We start from the raw sequence: 18073 nt of genomic DNA on the forward strand, positions 1-18073 counted from the left end.
GTAAGGTGATTGTAATGAAGCTCAGACCGCATTTGAAAATAGAAGCAAAAGGAACGGGATCCGTCTCATTTTTTAGCGAAGACTGGCTGACAGCACAGCAGGCACGTATGCTCGCCAGAGAACTTGGTCGTTTTCCATACATGAAAGAGCTAGAGTTCGAAGACGAGAAAGGCGGCAGCTGGACGCTGAAGGAATTGGAAAAGCTGACAGAGGAGCTTGCTCAAGAGCCTGATGACATTACTGTTTATTTTGACGGCAGTTTCGATAAGGAGAGCGAACTGGCCGGTCTCGGGATCGTCATCTATTATTCATTGGGAGGAATCCGGCATCGCTTGAGAAAAAATAAAAGCTTCCGGCTGAAAACCAATAATGAAGCTGAATACGCAGCGCTTTATGAAGCAATAAGAGAAGTAAGAGAGCTTGGGGCAAGCAGAAATTCAATTACAATCAAAGGGGACTCGCTTGTTGTGCTGAATCAGCTTGACGGCAGCTGGCCTTGTTATGATCCATCTCATAATGAATGGCTTGACAAAATAGAAGCACTCCTTGAATCGCTGAAGCTTACTCCAACCTACGAAACAATACAACGAAAAGACAATCAGGAAGCTGACGGCCTCGCTAAAAAAATTCTATCCCATCAATTCGTAGAAAGCCACACGAAATTAGACCGTAACGGAGATGACGATATTGGATAAGAAAATGATCTTTAAAGAACTGACAGAACTGCACGATGAATATTGCAAGGACTGTTTTATTAAGAAGCAGTTTCGCAAAGAATTTGGCAAAACTTATGCGCATTCATTTTGTATCAATAAATGTACGGTTGGTGAAAAGCTGAAACAATACGGAGATGTCTTAACCAATCACTAAAAATAAAAACCGCAGAAGCTGCGGTTTTTATTCTTTGAATTCATCCAGCTGATGCTCGCTGTCATCTAGCAGTTGCTGTTGCTGCTTTACAAATTCAGGATCATCGAGAGCTGCCAGCTCTTCAGATTGTGACAGTTCTCTAGCATCCTCAATGGCTTGGTATGCAGAGTCAACTAATGTTTTGCTTTGGCCTCTCGTCGCAGCTCCTGTTGTTTTCTGCGCTGTTTCCACCGCTAGTTCCAGCTGCCGCTTATCCGTAAAGCCAGTCTGATCCTCATTATGAAATTCTGAAGTCACCAAAAACACCTCCGCCATTATTTTGCAGAGTTTTTTTGAAATTTATGTACCAAAATAGAAAAGAAAATAAAAATAAGCCGATATAACTATTGAACCAGAATAAATAGGACTGTTTTACTATTTGGGTATCTTGATAGAGAAGGGGAACGCAGCTATGGATGATAAAGACTTGAAGTTGATCCTTCACAAAACATTTATAGAAATATACAGTGATTTAGAAGAACTGGCGGATATTGCGAAAAAAGGAAAACCGTCAATGGAAAAGTATGTTGAAGAGATTGAACAGAGGTGCAAACAAAACATTTTGGCGATTGAAATCCAGATGAAAATCAAATAGGAGAGGCGAATGCCTCTCCTCTATTTGTCATCTCATCATCATGTATTGAGTTTAGAGTTTTACAACATTAGAAGCTTGAGGTCCACGATTACCTTCGACAATTTCAAAAGAAACTTCTTGTCCTTCTTCTAATGATTTGTATCCTTCTCCTTCGATAGCTGTGAAGTGAACAAATACATCGTCTCCGCCTTCAACTTCAATGAAGCCGAATCCTTTTTCGTTGTTGAACCATTTTACTTTACCGTTTTGCATATTGCTTAATTCCTCCTAGTACTGTAGCACCCATGTGCTAAAAAAAATTTTGTCATCATTTAACTTTGATTCATTGTTAAATGATGGTTCAACTATACACCATCTGGGAGCACCCGTCAAGTTGCGAAACGGCTTATTTTTCAAAAGAAGGGCAAGTTCCATAAAAAAATGTAACCGCTTTTATTGATGGCTGAATATAAATAAAAAGAGCACACGATTTTCGTATGCTCTCAAGTACGCCATTACGATAGCACTTTGGCTTTTTGTTTGGCAGTCATCATTTCTGATTCCTTCAGGATATCCTCTAAAATCACTTCAGAGGAGTTTGCTAAATGAAGGTCCTTAATGTTTTTCTTCATGCGATGCAAGGTATCTTCATCTGCAAGAAGGGAAGTGACTGATTCGAGAATCTCTTCATGACGGTTCACAACGATGGCAGCTCCGCGGTCTTCAAAGAAGTTTGCATTTTCTTTTTCCTGGCCAGGCACGGGTTTGTACAGAATGACAGGCACTCCAATGGCTGTGGCTTCTGTCAAAGTAATGCCGCCGGGCTTGGTAATCATGCAATCTGTGATCCGAAATAGCTCATCAATGCGCTCCACATAGCCCAGAACTTTTAATTTGTCACCATTTTCCGCCTCAAGCGCACTCAAAGATTCTTTTAAAGCCGTATTTTTCCCGCACACGACAACCACTTGCACTTGGTCATCCTTGACAAGGTTTTCGCACAGCTCTTTTACGTTCTTTAATACACCGTGAGCACCTGCCATGATCAGAAGCACTTTTTTGTTTGGTGAAAGATTGTACTTTTTATATATCGGGCCAACCGGCATGGATTCTTCAAATTGCGGCCTGATTGGAATTCCTGTGATTTTTACATTGCTTGGATGAGTGCCGATCTCCAGCAGTTTTTCCTTCACGTAATCTGTTGCCACATAATATTTATCCACGTTTTCGTGAACCCAAATTTTATGAAGACAAAAATCAGTCATAACGTTGAAGGTAGGAATGACTCTTCCAGTTCGGCGTCTGTATTCCGGCACGACGATCATCGGAAATGTATTAATAATAATATCGGGCTGATGTTCATCGACAAGTTCGCCCAATCTTTTATTACCCATTTTAAAGTAAATATTGAATTTACGTTTATTATAGATTTTGTCAACTCCGTAATAAAACAAACGATAAAACTGTTTCCCGATTGAGAAGCTTTTTAAATAAAGGTATTGAGTTACCTCTGAAACAATCGGATTTGACTCTTGGTACAAATTAGAAACTGTTACATGCTGAAAGCCGAGCCGTACACATTGTTCATAAAGTGTTTTGGCTACCTGCACATGTCCATTTCCGTAATTTGCAGTCAAAATTAATACTCTTTTATTGGTATTCAAGTAAATTCACCTCAATGTAATCAACAACAAGCAAGCTTCATGCATCGTAAGGAGTTATTGTCTATACATAAACATAACACAAATACATAATCGAATTATTAATGCAGTGAAAAAGTTAAGCTAATTTTAAATGATTTGGATTCCAGTATTTTAAATTTTTGTTATACGCAGACTGAATCAGATGTATTTTATCATATTTTTTGCTCAGCGTATCACTAAAAAAAGAAAAATTAGTCCCATTCATAAGGAGTTTCTTGGTAAACGTAATAATTCAGCCAATTCATAAACAATAATGTGGCATGCGCTTTCCAGCGATTCACTGGCTCGTTGCTGCCTTTTGCAAAATAATGTTTAGGCTCCTCGACAGTAGAAAGGTTTCGTTCCAAATCTCTTTCATACTCTTGAAGAAGCGTATTTGTATCATATTCAGGGTGCCCTGTCAAAAAGACTTGTTTTTCGTCTTTTGACACAATTAAGCAAACCCCGGCTTCCTTTGATGCGGTAAGAATGTTTAAATCGGGCACTGCTTGAAGCTGTTCCATATTTATATCTGTATGCCGGGAATGCGGCACGTAGTATAGCTCGTCAAAACCTCTTACCAATCTTTCGTGTTTTGAAAGAACGGTATGTTCGAACACACCGAAGATTTTTTTCGGCATTTGAATTTTTTCCACACCGTAATGGTAATACAAACCTGCTTGAGCACCCCAGCAAATATGCAAGGTTGAAGTGACATTTGTTTTGCTCCACTCCATGATTTCCTTGAGCTCTTCCCAATATGAAACATCTTCAAACGCCAAATGCTCGATCGGCGCACCGGTGATAATCATGCCGTCAAACCTCTTGTGACGGATATTGGAAAAAGTCGTGTAAAATTCGTCAAGGTGTTCTCTCGCAGTATTTTTCGGCGTGTGTGTGCTTGGGATTAAAAATGTGAAATGAACCTGTAAAGGCGAATTTCCAAGCAATCTGAGAAGCTGAGTCTCTGTTTGGATTTTTTTCGGCATCAAATTTAATATAATAATTTTTTGCGGCCGGATATCCTGATGAAATGCTCTGCTTTCATCCATTACAAATATATGTTCACTTTCAAGCACCTGTTTTGCCGGCAGGTGTGTTGGTATATTAATAGGCAACGTGCCACCTCCATTATTTCCCCGTTTAATTTTCTTCATTATAGGAATTTTCACGCCAATTTTCAATCTATCTATGCGTGTTGAGGGGGAAACAACAGAAAACTCTTTAAATAAAACGCACTGACACGCCTTTTGGTTTCACAGTAAAATGATTTTCCATGATGTCAGAGGGAATTGTAATGTTTTATAGAATGATTAAGATAAAAAATGAGCCATATGAATTGATAATGAACGGACGCTCATATCGTTAGGTTTCTTATGAGTTCTTAATTGATGTTTACATTTTGAATTGCGATTTAAAAAAGGTAAAATAATCAGCACTAGGGACATAGGAGGGACTTACATGTCTATTTATCATATGAAGGTACGTACAATCACAGGGAAAGACATGACACTTCAGCCTTTCGCGGGAAAGGTACTGATGATCGTGAATACAGCAAGTAAGTGCGGTTTTACTCCTCAATTAAAGCAGCTGCAGGAATTATATGATACATATCAGCAGGAGGGGCTGGAGATCTTAGGGTTCCCCTGCAATCAATTCATGAACCAAGAGCCTGGTGAAGAGGCTGACATACAGGAATTTTGTGAAACAAATTACGGTGTTACATTTCCTATGTTTTCAAAAGTGGATGTAAACGGGAAAAACGCCCACCCGCTGTTTGTGTATTTGACAGAACATGCGAAAGGGATGCTGGGAACTAAGGCGATCAAGTGGAATTTCACGAAATTTATAGTGGATAGAAATGGAGAAATCGTTGGCCGTTATTCACCAAATACAAATCCGAAAGAGCTGGAAAACGATATCGTGAAGCTATTATAGCAATAAAAAGAGGGTGTTTTTGTGAAGGAATTGAAGCAGGCAGAGCAAATCAGGACATGGGTTCAATCTATCCTGACTGACGAAAGCTCTGGACATGACTGGCATCATGTATCAAGAGTAGCAGATCTTGCAGCGTATATTGGAGAAAAGGAAAAAGCGGATTTGTTCATTGTTGAAACGGCGGCTTTGGTTCATGATTTAATTGATGTGAAGCTGCCTGACACGGTCAGGCTTTCTGTGAGCGATGTATATGATCAGCTCGTTTTTTTCGGAGTAGGAAAAGAGAATGCTGACAGGGTGATTCATATTATAACAAGGATGTCCTTTCGGGACAGGGGGAAATTGGCGAAGGAGCCGCTCTCAATTGAAGGAAAAGCTGTACAGGATGCTGACAGACTTGATGCGATTGGTGCTGTCGGCATTGCGAGAGCTTTCATGTTTGCGGGCGCAAACGGGCATGGCCTTTATGGAGATGAGCAAAGCGCCTACGCTCATTTTTTTCATAAGCTCCTGCGGCTGAAAGATATGATGAATACAGACACTGCACGGGAACTGGCAGAAGAAAGACACAATTTTATGCTTCAGTTTGTCCGCCAATTAGAAAAAGAAATACCCGGGATTGATGCCAAAACGTCGTAATAGAAGGCTTGGAGCGACTATGATAGAATAAGTCACAGATATGCTATAGGAGGACGATCATGAAGATAAAATCAATTGAACCTACACCAAGCCCGAATACAATGAAAGTCATCTTAACGGAAGAGCTTCCGGCGGGCAAAAGCAATAACTATAAACCTGAGCAAGCAGAAGGCGCACCGCCTGTTATAGCGGAAATTCTTAAAATAGATGGAGTTAAAGGGGTATATCACGTCGCAGATTTTCTTGCTGTTGAACGGAATGCAAGATACGACTGGAAAGACATATTACCGCAAGTCCGCACTGCATTTGGGATGGAAAGTGCTGAAAGCGGAGAAGAAAATCGTTCTGATCAAGAATCTTTTGGAGAGGTAAAAGTTTTTGTGCAGATGTTCAGCGGCATTCCTATGCAAGTTAAATTAACCGATGGAGAGCGGGAAGAACGCTTCGGCTTACCTGAACGCTTTCAGAAGGCGATCTTAAAACTTAGATCTGAAGCTTCCAATGTTGTGTTTGAGCGGGCTTGGAAAGAACAAGGTGTCAGATTCGGTGACTTTGATGAAATCGGCCATGACGTGACAGAAGAGCTTCAGGCGGCATACAGTGATGAACGGCTGAAACGACTGACTGAAGCAGCCGCTCAAGGAAAGGGCGAATCAAAACAAACTGTACAGCGCAAAGCGTATAAAGTAACGCTTGACATGCTGGATGATGAGGACTGGAAAAAGCGTTATGCACACTTGGAACAGATGGATCCGAAAGAAGAGGATATCCCGGTTTTACAGAAGGCATTGGATGATCCAAAGGTGTCCATCAGAAGACAGGCTGTTGTGTACTTAGGGATGATTGAAACACCTGATGTTCTTCCTCTATTGTATAAAGCACTTGAGGACAAAGCTGTATCAGTCAGAAGAACGGCCGGAGACTGCCTGTCTGATATCGGCGATCCTCAAGCCATTCCTGCTATGATCAAGTCGTTAAGCGACTCCAGCAAGCTTGTTCGCTGGCGTGCGGCCATGTTCCTATACGAAGTCGGGGATGAAAGTGCAATTGAAGCTTTGCGCGCTGCCGAAGATGACCCCGAATTTGAGGTCAGCCTTCAAGTCAAAATGGCGCTTGAACGTATTGAGCATGGAGAAGAAGCAAAAGGTTCTGTTTGGAAACAAATGACGGAAAGCAGAAAAAAAGGCGAATAGAAATAAAAAAGGTGCAGATCATGCACCTTTTTTATGTGAATTCACTTTTTATAAAAATTATTTCGAATATTGTTGAAAAATATCCGAAAACTATTTATAGTAAGTAACAATATTAATAGTTGGAGGGTTCAAATCGAAAGAAAGCTATATAAATATAAAAACACGAAAGAACAAAACAAGGTGAGGGCGGCCTGTATTTATCTTATTTGCAAAAACAGCCCATAAATAAACTGAAAATTGTCAAAATAAAATCCAATCAAACAATTGAAAGAATTTAGGAGGATCACCATGGCAGAATTACGCAGTAATATGATCACACAAGGAATCGATAGAGCTCCGCACCGCAGTTTGCTTCGTGCAGCAGGAGTAAAAGAAGAGGATTTCGGCAAGCCGTTTATTGCGGTGTGTAATTCATACATTGATATCGTTCCCGGTCATGTTCACTTGCAGGAGTTTGGGAAAATCGTAAAAGAAGCAATCAGAGAAGCAGGGGGCGTTCCGTTTGAATTTAATACCATTGGGGTAGATGATGGCATCGCAATGGGGCATATCGGTATGAGATATTCGCTGCCAAGCCGTGAAATTATCGCAGACTCTGTGGAAACGGTTGTATCCGCACACTGGTTTGACGGAATGGTCTGTATTCCGAACTGCGACAAAATCACACCGGGAATGCTTATGGCGGCAATGCGCATCAACATTCCGACGATTTTTGTCAGCGGCGGACCGATGGCGGCAGGAAGAACAAGTGACGGGCGAAAAATCTCTCTTTCCTCAGTATTCGAAGGGGTAGGCGCCTACCAAGCAGGGAAAATCAACGAAAACGAGCTTCAAGAACTAGAGCAGTTCGGATGCCCAACGTGCGGGTCTTGCTCAGGCATGTTTACGGCGAACTCAATGAACTGTCTGTCAGAAGCACTTGGTCTTGCCTTGCCGGGTAATGGAACCATTCTGGCGACATCTCCGGAACGCAAAGAGTTTGTGAGAAAATCGGCTGCGCAATTAATGGAAACGATTCGCAAAGATATCAAACCGCGTGATATCGTTACAGTAAAAGCGATTGATAACGCGTTTGCACTCGATATGGCGCTCGGAGGTTCTACAAATACCGTTCTTCATACGCTTGCCCTTGCAAACGAAGCCGGCGTTGAATACTCTTTAGAACGCATTAACGAAGTCGCTGAGCGCGTGCCGCACTTGGCCAAGCTGGCGCCTGCATCGGATGTGTTTATTGAAGATCTTCATGAAGCGGGCGGCGTGTCAGCGGCTCTGAATGAGCTTTCCAAGAAAGAAGGAGCGCTTCATTTAGATGCGCTGACTGTTACAGGAAAAACTCTTGGAGAAACCATTGCCGGACATGAAGTAAAGGATTATGACGTCATTCATCCGCTGGATCAACCATTCACTGAAAAGGGTGGCCTTGCTGTTTTATTCGGTAATCTAGCTCCGGACGGCGCTATCATTAAAACAGGCGGCGTACAGAATGGGATTACAAGACACGAAGGGCCGGCTGTCGTATTCGATTCTCAGGACGAGGCGCTTGACGGCATTATCAACCGAAAAGTAAAAGAAGGCGACGTTGTCATCATCAGATACGAAGGGCCAAAAGGCGGACCTGGCATGCCGGAAATGCTGGCGCCAACATCCCAAATCGTTGGAATGGGACTCGGACCAAAAGTGGCATTGATTACGGACGGACGTTTTTCCGGAGCCTCCCGTGGCCTCTCAATCGGCCACGTATCACCTGAGGCAGCTGAGGGCGGGCCGCTTGCCTTTGTTGAAAACGGAGACCATATTATCGTTGATATTGAAAAACGTATCTTGGATGTACAAGTGCCAGAAGAAGAGTGGGAAAAACGAAAAGCGAACTGGAAAGGTTTTGAACCGAAAGTGAAAACCGGCTACCTGGCACGTTATTCTAAACTTGTGACAAGTGCCAACACCGGCGGTATTATGAAAATCTAGATAGCTGGGGACACTTTCTTTTATTTTAAGGTGTGAACATTTGAAATCCGGCCCTCTCTATAGTATCCTTTACTTCAGATGAAGGATACTAGAGGGGGCTTTTTTTATGTCAATGGCTTATGAAGAATACATGCGCCAGCTTGTCGTACCGATGCGCCGCGAGCTGACTGGAGCAGGTTTTGAAGAGTTAACAACAGCGGAAGAAGTAGAAAACTTTATGGAAAAGGCAGAGGGCACAACTCTTGTAGTCGTTAACTCTGTATGCGGCTGCGCGGCAGGCCTTGCGCGTCCTGCGGCTACACAGGCAGTCCTCCAGAATGACAAAACACCTGACAATACGGTGACTGTATTTGCGGGCCAAGATAAAGAAGCTACTGCGAAAATGCGTGAGTATTTTACTGGCCAGGAGCCTTCTTCACCATCAATGGCTCTTTTGAAAGGCAAAGAAGTCGTACATTTTATTCCGCGTCATGAAATTGAAGGACACGATATGGAAGAAATTATGAAAAATCTGACTGCTGCCTTCGATGCGCACTGCTAAATGCCCGTTTTCCGGGCATTTTCTTTTTGGGAGTACAGAAGATGATAACAACAAGCTATAGACCGTCTGAACACACCATAAAAACTGCAAAGCAGCTTTCTAAAGAGCTAAATATGCCATACTGCGGCCGGAATAAACAAACGGTTGAACACCTGTTGAAGTCAGCTGAACGTGATTTGCTAGTGGTCGGCAAAGAGCGGTTTGAGCTGTATACGAAACAAGGTGCCAAATTCTTTTTTCATCCGAATACAGCGATGTTCAGAGCCAAACGCTTCTTGCAGGGGGAGAAAGAGCCTATGCTTCGGGCTGCCGGCTTATCTGAAGGGGATGCGTTTTTAGATTGCACACTCGGGCTGGGGTCAGATGCCATTATCGCAAGTATGGCAGTAGGCGAAACGGGTTCTGTTGTTGGGATTGAAAAAAACCATCTTGTGTCTGTTTTAGTGAGGACGGGACTGCATTCATGGGAAACGGGTATAGAAGAGCTTCAAGCTGCGATGAGAAGAATCCAGGTGAAGAATGGTGATTGCTTTGAACACATCAAGCAGCTTCCTGACAACTCTGTTGATGTGGTTTATTTCGATCCAATGTTTCATGAACCTGTAGAAACCTCTGACGGCATCGCGCCTTTACGTGATTTGGCAGAAGATTCCGTTTTGCACGAAGGATGTATCAATGAAGCGGTACGAGTCGCCAGAAAAAGCGTTGTGCTAAAAGACCACTGGAAAAGCCCGCGATTTGAACAGTTTGGTTTTAACGTCATGAAAAGAAAAACAGCACTGTTCCATTATGGCGTCATTCAAACAAGCCCGTGATTCATATCACGGGCTTTCTGTTAATCGGTGACCTCCATGACGACAAAGTATAACAATGTTAAGAGTGAAACTGTGGCAAACAGAGCGTCAATCATGCGGAAAGCCTCCTTTCATGGAATATTGTAAGCGTTTTTACACAAAGTGCATAGCAACGAATCTCCTAATTTGCATATCAGTTTCATATAGTACATGACTTGCATGTTTTGGATGTGCTAAAATAAGAGAAACATGACAATAAAATAGAGAGGAATAAGCAGTCATGAAATTGTGGATGAGAAAGACCCTTGTGGTTTTATTTACCATTGTAACGTTCGGGCTCGTATCTCCTCCGGCTGCCCTTATGGCGGACAAGCCTTCCGGACAGCCGAGCAGTCTTGAGCAGAATGATTACACCGCTTTTTATGATGAGCATGACCTGTACGATGATGAGTCGGATGACAGGCGAGATCCTGAACTGCTTTTTCAATCGTACAAGGAACAGCTCCTTGACAGCGCTGAGGATCAGTCCTTTTTAAAATTCGGCAGCAGAATCGCTCCTGTCATTGAGGATGACTATCGGAAAGAGATCCTGCCAAAAATCGAAAATGTGATTAGTGATTATTTAGCGACATTGCAAGATGATGAGGCGTACCAAGATGTTGTGATCTCAAGCATGCCTTCAGCGGGCAAAACGGAAAAAATTTTCAACGTTTACAATCGGACAACTGGAGAAGATCTTCTCAGATTCCATGTGCGAAGAGACCACCCGCCTCATGACGGCTACTGGTTTAATTTTCATTATCATACAGCAGAAGATGGGTTTCAATCACATCATGAGCTTGGGAGTATTTACTGGGACCGCAACACGCCTCCCAACTGGATGAGTGCCTAAAGGAGATGCCATTAGACATGAAAAAGTACACAATGAATGAAATGGTCGATATAACAAAGGATATGCTGAACAAACGGGGCGTTATGATAGAAGATATTGCACGGATTGTTCAAAAACTTCAGGAAAAATACAATCCAAATCTGCCGCTCAGTGTTTGCATGGAGAATGTAGAAAAAGTCCTGAACAAACGTGAAATTATTCATGCTGTTTTGACAGGCCTTGCACTCGATCAGCTTGCAGAACAGAAGGTTCTCCCCGAACCGCTGCAGCACCTTGTTGAAACGGATGAACCGCTTTACGGCATAGATGAAATTATCCCGCTTTCCATCGTTAATGTGTACGGGTCGATCGGTTTGACCAATTTCGGTTATTTGGATAAAGAGAAGATTGGAATTATTAAGGAACTTGATGAAAGTCCAGACGGTATTCACACCTTTTTGGATGATATTGTGGCAGCTCTTGCTGCAGCAGCGGCGAGCAGAATTGCACATACGCATCAGGATCTGCAAGATGAAGAAAAAGAACAGGATGAAAAGCCTGTCGTCAGCTGACTATAAAAAAATCATTTCTGGGTTCAGAAATGATTTTTTATTGTGTTACACTACTAGAAGACTACTTTTAAAGGATGAAAAAAATGAAACAGTTTAAGGATTTATGCAGACATGTTTTAGAGCAAAAAGGGGCGGTAAGCGTATGATTTCATTCATTTTTGCGATGGATGCCAACAGGCTTATCGGCAAAGACAATGATTTGCCGTGGCATTTGCCCAATGATCTTGCATACTTTAAGAAAGTAACATCGGGCCATTCAATCATTATGGGCCGAAAAACATTTGAATCGATCGGACGTCCGCTTCCAAATCGGAAAAATATTGTCGTTACCTCAGCGCCGTCTTCAGAATTTCCGGGATGCACGGTTGTCGGTTCATTAAAGGATGTACTGGACATTTGTTCAGGCCCTGAAGAATGCTTTGTGATCGGAGGGGCTCAGCTCTATACGGACCTTTTCCCTTATGCGGACAGACTGTATATGACGAAAATTCATCACGAGTTTGAGGGTGACCGTCACTTCCCTGAATTTGATGAATCCAATTGGAAGCTGGTTTCTTCTGAGCAGGGGATCAAAGACGAAAAAAACCCGTATGATTACGAATTTCTAATGTATGAAAAAAAGAATTCTTCTAAAGCGGGAGGATTTTAATTGGTTCGCTACAGCCTTCTAGTGGTTTATATTGTGTATATGCTGTTAAAAAATATGAAACAATTATTTAATCAAGCAATGCTTGATCCCCGTCTGTCATACAAAAAACAGATGACTCTTGTGTACGAACAGCCAAAGGCGTTTTTGGAAGGCTGTATCGGCATCTCCGGTTCAGTTGTGACAATCCATCAGCCAGAGCCAATACCACAAGGTCCTGTTTTGTATGTGCATCCCCGTTTGCGTTTGGCTGAACTGGCCTTAATTGCTGGATATATTGAGGAACCGGCTGGCTTTATCGCCAACCCAATAGTGTTCCGCTTGCCTTTTATCGGGCAATGGCTGGATCGGATGGATGTGATTTCAGACGGTGATTCAGAAAAGGTATATGAAGATGTGACAAAACAGCTGGAAAAGGGACAAAGCCTGATTCTTTCACTAGATGGTTCTATTGATCCTATAGAACTTGCGGCCCGCTATCATCTTCCGTTGGTGATGGTGGAAACGAAAGGAACAGATAACATGCAAAAGGGCTCGTTTTTTAAACGCTTAAAACCGGCAGACATTGAATTGTCCTTTTCAAAAGCTTATATACCTGCCAATGAAAAACAATTACGTGCATAAAAAAAGCGCAGTCGTGAAGACTGCGCTTTTCTGTTACTGTTACGAAAGGAACGGCACCTTTACACAATAGAAGAGCACGCAGAAAAACATGGCAGCGCTCCCGCCCAATACAAAGCTGTGCCAAATGGCGTGATGGAAGGGGATCTTTTTCCAAATGTAAAAGATGGTTCCGACAGAGTATAAAATGCCGCCGAGAAAAAGGAGGCTGAATCCCGCTCCGCTTAGTGAAGCATATAAAGGTTTAACTGCAATAATCATCAGCCACCCCATGACTAAATACACGAAGGTTGACAATAGGATAAACCGTTTCACAAAGAAAATTTTAAAAACGATTCCGCCTAGGGCAAGTGACCATACGATAACCAACAGGGTAAAGCCGAGTGTGCCTTTCAGCGGCCCAAGCAAAAAAGGCGTGTAGGTTCCGGCGATGAGTACGTAAATTGCGCTATGATCAATAATCTCCAAAATGTCCTTCGTTTTTTTATGTGTGATGCTGTGAAGCAGGGTGGAGCTCAAATATAACAGCAGCATAGAGACACCGAATATTGTAAAGCTGACAATGTCCCATGCAGACCCGTAATTAGCCGCAAATATGATTAGAAACACTAATGCTGGGATGGATAAGAGGACACCGATGCCGTGTGTAATCGCATTGGCGATCTCTTCTTTGATTGTAAACAAGTACATTCTCCTTTCGATCGCTAGATCATTTGATTTTTTAACGTCTCTATAAAGCTCAAGCCCTCAAAGGTAATTTTTGTGCCTGCGCGTCCGCGGCTTTTGGTGACATAATCTTTTTTCTCCAAATAGTCGAGACGGCTTCTGACCTGCTGAGGAGTTAACGAGGTTTGGGTATTTTTGCTGTGTTCAGAAATGATCCGTCTGCTGGCAGGTTCTCCTTTTTCGTTCAATACTTTTATTGTTTCCAAAATAAACAAAAACTCAGCTTTTTCCATTAAAGTCAGCAGCTTCGCTTTTTTCTTCGACGTTTTTCCGTCTATCGCGCCTCTAATATATGGCGGGAGGTCATATGGCTGAATCGTTCCCCCGCTTGATACTGCCGCCAAATAATCTGCAGCGTTTTTTAATTCCCTGACATTGCCTTCAAATGCATGCTTCTCAAGCACGGGAAAAACGGAGGGATCGATTAACAATTGCCGACCGGAATTTGAGAGAAAATGCTGTGTCAAAAGCGGAATATCGCTTTTTCGTTCCGATAATTCTGGCAGTGCGAGCGTTAAAATGTTCAGTCTGTAGAATAAGTCTTGCCTGAATGTATGTTCCACGGATCGGTCTGCAGAAGCACAGATCATTCGCGGTTTCTCCGTGTCTGAATCAAGCGCTTTTAACAGCTGAGCTTGTACAGAAGCAGGCATGCGCCATACATCATCAAGAAAAAGGGTTCCTCGTACCGCTTTTTGAAAAACACCTGTGTTTCCGTTAGGGCCAAAAAGCTCATGAATAAGGGTTTCTTCCGAATGGGTGTTGCAATTGACGCTTATAAACGGTTCATTGCTTCTCGAAGATTCCAAGTGTATGGCATGTGCGAAGTGATTTTTGCCTGTTCCGATTTTTCCTGTTATTAAGACAGGAAGCTCCGATAACGAGAACTGCTTGGCGATTCGCTTCGCTTCCAGGAAAGTTTGATGTTCTCCGATTAGATGTTGAAATGTATTGAGTTTTGGTGCACTATTCATCAATTGGCTCCTTTTGGTTCTAATTGGTTTCATTATATCATGCCTTTTGGTTGAAAACACCCTTTATTTTACGATCATCTTTTTTCTTGGCTCTGCAGGATAATGGTTGAACAGAAGTTACCACAAGATGTGGTGGACATAGTCTGTATTTTTTTAATTATTAAATAAAAATAATTGTCTTATTTTTTGAATATTCATGTTATAATGGCATATTAAATAGGGATTTAAAACAAGAAAGGAATCTGTACATGAAACCGTTGCTTAAAGAAAACTCTCTCATCCAAGTGAAAGACATTTTGAAGGCTCACCAAAACGTAAAGGACGTTGTCATTCACACACCTTTGCAGAGGAATGACAGACTTTCTGAGAGATATGAATGCAATATCTATTTAAAACGCGAAGACTTGCAAGTTGTCAGATCTTTTAAGCTCAGAGGGGCTTATCATAAAATGAAACAGCTTTCCAGCGAGCAGACAGAGAACGGAGTTGTGTGTGCAAGTGCCGGAAACCACGCTCAAGGTGTGGCATTTTCGTGTAAACATCTTGGCATTCACGGGAAAATTTTTATGCCGTCTACTACACCGAGACAAAAAGTATCTCAAGTTGAACTATTCGGAAAAGGATTTATCGATATTATTTTGACAGGCGATACGTTTGACGACGCGTATAAAAGCGCTGCTGAATGCTGTGAGGCGGAATCTCGGACGTTTATCCATCCGTTCGATGATCCGGATGTGATGGCCGGACAGGGAACGCTCGCAGTCGAGATTTTAAACGACATTGATACAGAACCGCATTTTCTTTTTGCAAGTGTCGGAGGCGGCGGCCTTCTCTCTGGGGTAGGTACATATTTGAAAAACGTGTCTCCTGATACAAAGGTAATTGCTGTTGAGCCGGCGGGAGCGGCATCCTACTTTGAATCAAACAAAGCTGGGCATGTCGTCACACTTGATAAAATTGATAAGTTTGTAGATGGTGCGGCTGTTAAAAAAATTGGCGAGGAAACCTTCCGGACGCTGGAAACTGTCGTTGATGACATTCTCCTTGTGCCTGAAGGAAAAGTATGTACATCCATTCTTGAATTATATAACGAATGTGCGGTTGTTGCTGAACCGGCTGGAGCTCTTTCTGTCGCAGCGCTTGATTTGTACAAGGATCAAATTAAAGGGAAAAACGTGGTGTGTGTGGTAAGCGGGGGCAATAACGATATCGGAAGAATGCAGGAAATGAAGGAGCGTTCCTTGATTTTTGAAGGTCTTCAGCATTATTTTATCGTCAATTTTCCGCAAAGAGCGGGGGCGCTCCGCGAATTTCTTGACGAAGTCCTCGGGCCGAATGATGACATTACAAGGTTTGAATATACGAAGAAAAATAATAAAAGCAATGGACCTGCTCTTGTCGGCATCGAGCTGCAGAACAAAGCCGATTATGGGCCGCTGATTGAACGGATGAACAAAAAACCGTTTCATTATGTAGAGGTGAACAAGGATGAGGACTTGTTCCATTTGCTAATCTAATTTTTTTACACAACCGCGCAAAATGACAGACAGCCCGGCTGGCATCATATATAATAGAAGAAAAACAAAAAAGAGGATTGATAGCTTGTTACTCAAAAGCCTAGAGTTCAAACGCGATGACGGGATTCAGGTGAAAGTGACAGAAATACCTGTATTAAAGGAAGATGAGCACTATTTCTTTATGTTACATCACCATTTGCAATTCTACTTAAAAGAAGTGTTTTCATCAAACAGCAGGGCAAAAGTGTATTCTTTCCGACATTATATGAAGCGCCGGATGAAGTGGGCAGATTATAAGGCTGTTTTTCATCAAGAGGTGTTAAAGCACAACGCGTAACATGCCGTTTTTTACCTGCATGCCCTCCTTTGTAATCGTTAATGGGAGGCATGCAGGATTTTTTTTGCTCAGTATCGAATACAAACATGGGACAGTAAGGACGGTTTTAGAAAGCGTTTTTATGCTGGCTGGAAAGGGTGGATGTCATGAAGGTTATCAAGGGGTTAACGGCTGGGCTGATTTTTCTGTTTATGTGTGCATGCGGAGGACAGCAGATTAAAGATCCGCTCAATTACGAGGTGGAGCCTTTTACATTTCAAAACCAAGACGGCAAGAACGTTTCTTTAGAGAGTTTAAAAGGAGAAGTATGGCTGGCGGATTTTATTTTTACCAATTGTGAAACTATATGTCCGCCAATGACCGCTCATATGACCGATCTGCAAAAAAAACTGAAAGCCGAAAATATAGATGTCCGCATCATATCATTTAGTGTTGATCCAGAAAACGATAAGCCGAAACAGCTGAAGAAATTTGCCGCAAATTATCCATTATCTTTTGATAACTGGGATTTTCTCACGGGATACAGCCAGAGTGAGATTGAGGAGTTCGCACTTAAGAGCTTTAAAGCGATCGTAAAGAAGCCGGAGGGAGAGGACCAAGTGATTCATCAATCTTCTTTTTATTTGGTAGGTCCGGACGGTAAGGTGCTGAAAGATTACAATGGAGTGGAGAATACACCGTACGATGATATCATTTCCGATGTGAAGTCAGCCAGTACACTCAAGTAAGCTAAGAGACTAGGCATTTGCAAATCTTCTAAAACATGATACACTTTCCACTAGTAGAATGGGAAGGAGCAACAAGATTGAAGCTGCGCATTTTTTCAATCATGGCCAGTTTGATTTTGCTTCTTACTGCGTGTACGAGCATACGTACATCATCTGAGGGAAAACAAAAAGCCCATGAAACGAAAACAAAAGAACACATTGTCATAGCGGCTGTCGGAGATTCGCTGACAGAAGGAATCGGAGATCCCGACGGAAAGGGATATGTCGGCAAGGTGGCGGATTCTATCCGGTCAGATAAACAAGTCAAAACGGTCGACGTGAAAAATTATGCCGTAAAAGGGAACCGTTCGGATGATTTATTAGAAAAACTAAAAGATAAAAAGGTTCAAAAAGGCATAAAGGACGCAGATTATGTCTTTTTTACAATTGGCGGTAATGATTTGATGAAAATCCTTCGCCAAAACTTTCTGCAATTAACCGTTGAACCGTTTCAGGAAGCGGAAAAACCGTACGAAAAGCGCTTTGAAAAAATCATTTCTGAAATTCGCAAGCTGAATGATCACGCTGAGCTGATTTATGTCAGCATGTACAATCCGTTTACGTTTACATTATCAGAACTAAATGAAATAAACGGTGTCGTCACGGATTGGAACCATATTGCTGAAAAAGAGCTGAAAAAAGATAAACATGCAAAAATCGTTCATATCGAAGATTTGTTCAATCAAAAAAGTGACAGCAGCCGAATTTCTGAGGAAGATGATTTTCATCCTAATGGTACGGGTTATTCTCTTATCGCAAAGCGCGTCTATCAAGCCATTAAAAAAGAAGGATTACCGAAAGAGTAGG

General features: G+C 42.2%; 24 protein-coding genes. 17 read left to right on the forward strand and 7 right to left on the reverse strand.

From position 1 onward, the window contains the following. Positions 1–14: 14 nt before the first annotated feature. Positions 15–695, forward strand: a complete 681-nt coding sequence (locus M1D94_RS10430) for a ribonuclease H family protein (protein WP_021481511.1) — start codon at positions 15–17, stop codon at positions 693–695. Continuing rightward, on the forward strand, positions 688–870 hold the full coding sequence (locus M1D94_RS10435; RefSeq protein WP_004399003.1) for a zinc-finger domain-containing protein: 183 nt from the start codon (positions 688–690) through the stop codon (positions 868–870). Before M1D94_RS10430 ends, M1D94_RS10435 begins: the two co-directional genes overlap by 8 nt. A gap of 27 nt (positions 871–897) precedes the next feature. Here the strand turns inward: M1D94_RS10435 and M1D94_RS10440 are convergent, their stop codons facing one another. After that, positions 898–1167 (reverse strand): DUF2564 family protein, encoded by a 270-nt coding sequence (locus M1D94_RS10440; RefSeq protein WP_004398863.1) that lies wholly within the window; start codon positions 1165–1167, stop codon positions 898–900. A gap of 154 nt (positions 1168–1321) precedes the next feature. Here M1D94_RS10440 and degR point away from each other — a divergent pair, with 154 nt between their 5' ends. Beyond that, on the forward strand, positions 1322–1504 hold the full coding sequence (degR, locus tag M1D94_RS10445) for a transcriptional regulator DegR (protein ID WP_003230774.1): 183 nt from the start codon (positions 1322–1324) through the stop codon (positions 1502–1504). A 51-nt stretch (positions 1505–1555) separates the two neighbouring features. On the opposite strand, the gene cspD is transcribed toward degR, so the two are convergent. The 4 genes from cspD to metA all read right to left on the reverse strand — a co-directional run bounded on the left by cspD (position 1556) and on the right by metA (position 4283). Beyond that, positions 1556–1756, reverse strand: a complete 201-nt coding sequence (cspD, locus tag M1D94_RS10450; RefSeq protein WP_003153604.1) for a cold-shock protein CspD — start codon at positions 1754–1756, stop codon at positions 1556–1558. A gap of 15 nt (positions 1757–1771) precedes the next feature. Continuing rightward, a complete protein-coding gene (locus M1D94_RS10455; protein ID WP_120028300.1) occupies positions 1772–1918 on the reverse strand; it encodes a hypothetical protein in 147 nt (48 codons plus the stop codon). Between the two features lie 80 nt (positions 1919–1998). Beyond that, the gene (locus M1D94_RS10460; protein ID WP_003246153.1) at positions 1999–3147 is read right to left on the reverse strand and encodes a diglucosyl diacylglycerol synthase; all 1149 of its coding nucleotides are present in this window, start codon (positions 3145–3147) and stop codon (positions 1999–2001) included. A gap of 230 nt (positions 3148–3377) precedes the next feature. Further along, positions 3378–4283, reverse strand: a complete 906-nt coding sequence (metA, locus tag M1D94_RS10465; protein ID WP_021481508.1) for a homoserine O-acetyltransferase MetA — start codon at positions 4281–4283, stop codon at positions 3378–3380. 343 nt (positions 4284–4626) lie between these two features. On the opposite strand from metA, the gene M1D94_RS10470 reads away from it, so the two are divergent. The 10 genes from M1D94_RS10470 (at position 4627) to M1D94_RS10515 (ending at position 12948) form a co-directional block, all read left to right on the forward strand. Then, the gene (locus tag M1D94_RS10470; RefSeq protein ID WP_041849949.1) at positions 4627–5103 is read left to right on the forward strand and encodes a glutathione peroxidase; all 477 of its coding nucleotides are present in this window, start codon (positions 4627–4629) and stop codon (positions 5101–5103) included. Between the two features lie 21 nt (positions 5104–5124). Next, positions 5125–5742, forward strand: coding sequence for an Mn(2+)-dependent (deoxy)ribonucleoside pyrophosphohydrolase (gene hdhQ, locus M1D94_RS10475; RefSeq protein ID WP_041849948.1), 618 nt, complete (start codon positions 5125–5127; stop codon positions 5740–5742). 59 nt (positions 5743–5801) lie between these two features. Continuing rightward, positions 5802–6935, forward strand: a complete 1134-nt coding sequence (locus tag M1D94_RS10480) for a conserved virulence factor C family protein (RefSeq protein ID WP_041849947.1) — start codon at positions 5802–5804, stop codon at positions 6933–6935. Between the two features lie 288 nt (positions 6936–7223). Further along, positions 7224–8900, forward strand: coding sequence for a dihydroxy-acid dehydratase (ilvD, locus tag M1D94_RS10485; RefSeq protein ID WP_009967560.1), 1677 nt, complete (start codon positions 7224–7226; stop codon positions 8898–8900). Positions 8901–9006: 106 nt separating this feature from the next. Continuing rightward, on the forward strand, positions 9007–9441 hold the full coding sequence (gene brxA / locus M1D94_RS10490; RefSeq protein ID WP_003230794.1) for a bacilliredoxin BrxA: 435 nt from the start codon (positions 9007–9009) through the stop codon (positions 9439–9441). Between the two features lie 41 nt (positions 9442–9482). Next, positions 9483–10256 (forward strand): class I SAM-dependent methyltransferase, encoded by a 774-nt coding sequence (locus tag M1D94_RS10495; RefSeq protein ID WP_041849946.1) that lies wholly within the window; start codon positions 9483–9485, stop codon positions 10254–10256. Positions 10257–10515: 259 nt separating this feature from the next. Then, positions 10516–11127, forward strand: a complete 612-nt coding sequence (locus M1D94_RS10500) for a YpjP family protein (protein ID WP_009967559.1) — start codon at positions 10516–10518, stop codon at positions 11125–11127. Between the two features lie 17 nt (positions 11128–11144). After that, positions 11145–11678, forward strand: a complete 534-nt coding sequence (locus M1D94_RS10505) for a phosphatidylglycerophosphatase A family protein (RefSeq protein ID WP_041849945.1) — start codon at positions 11145–11147, stop codon at positions 11676–11678. Between the two features lie 142 nt (positions 11679–11820). Then, positions 11821–12327 carry a dihydrofolate reductase DfrA gene (dfrA, locus tag M1D94_RS10510; protein WP_049141329.1) on the forward strand — a complete coding sequence of 169 codons (507 nt, stop codon included), beginning with the start codon at positions 11821–11823 and terminating at the stop codon, positions 12325–12327. After that, complete coding sequence (locus M1D94_RS10515; protein WP_032726009.1) at positions 12328–12948, forward strand: hypothetical protein; 621 nt, start codon at positions 12328–12330, stop codon at positions 12946–12948. 39 nt (positions 12949–12987) lie between these two features. Here M1D94_RS10515 and trhA read toward each other — a convergent pair whose 3' ends face one another. Then, positions 12988–13629, reverse strand: a complete 642-nt coding sequence (gene trhA, locus M1D94_RS10520) for a PAQR family membrane homeostasis protein TrhA (RefSeq protein WP_004398522.1) — start codon at positions 13627–13629, stop codon at positions 12988–12990. Positions 13630–13649: 20 nt separating this feature from the next. Next, positions 13650–14645 (reverse strand): sigma 54-interacting transcriptional regulator, encoded by a 996-nt coding sequence (locus M1D94_RS10525; protein ID WP_064671098.1) that lies wholly within the window; start codon positions 14643–14645, stop codon positions 13650–13652. A 248-nt stretch (positions 14646–14893) separates the two neighbouring features. Between M1D94_RS10525 and ilvA the strand changes: the two genes are divergently transcribed. The 4 genes from ilvA (at position 14894) to M1D94_RS10545 (ending at position 18072) form a co-directional block, all read left to right on the forward strand. Beyond that, positions 14894–16162, forward strand: coding sequence for a threonine ammonia-lyase IlvA (gene ilvA / locus M1D94_RS10530; RefSeq protein WP_003230803.1), 1269 nt, complete (start codon positions 14894–14896; stop codon positions 16160–16162). 85 nt (positions 16163–16247) lie between these two features. Continuing rightward, positions 16248–16499 (forward strand): DUF2535 family protein, encoded by a 252-nt coding sequence (locus M1D94_RS10535; protein ID WP_161619397.1) that lies wholly within the window; start codon positions 16248–16250, stop codon positions 16497–16499. A gap of 146 nt (positions 16500–16645) precedes the next feature. After that, positions 16646–17227, forward strand: coding sequence for a cytochrome c oxidase assembly accessory protein ScuA (gene scuA, locus M1D94_RS10540; protein ID WP_282627237.1), 582 nt, complete (start codon positions 16646–16648; stop codon positions 17225–17227). 77 nt (positions 17228–17304) lie between these two features. Further along, the gene (locus tag M1D94_RS10545; RefSeq protein WP_032726008.1) at positions 17305–18072 is read left to right on the forward strand and encodes an SGNH/GDSL hydrolase family protein; all 768 of its coding nucleotides are present in this window, start codon (positions 17305–17307) and stop codon (positions 18070–18072) included. Position 18073: the final 1 nt, after the last annotated feature.

The organism is Bacillus sp. JZ109 (assembly GCF_053903135.1).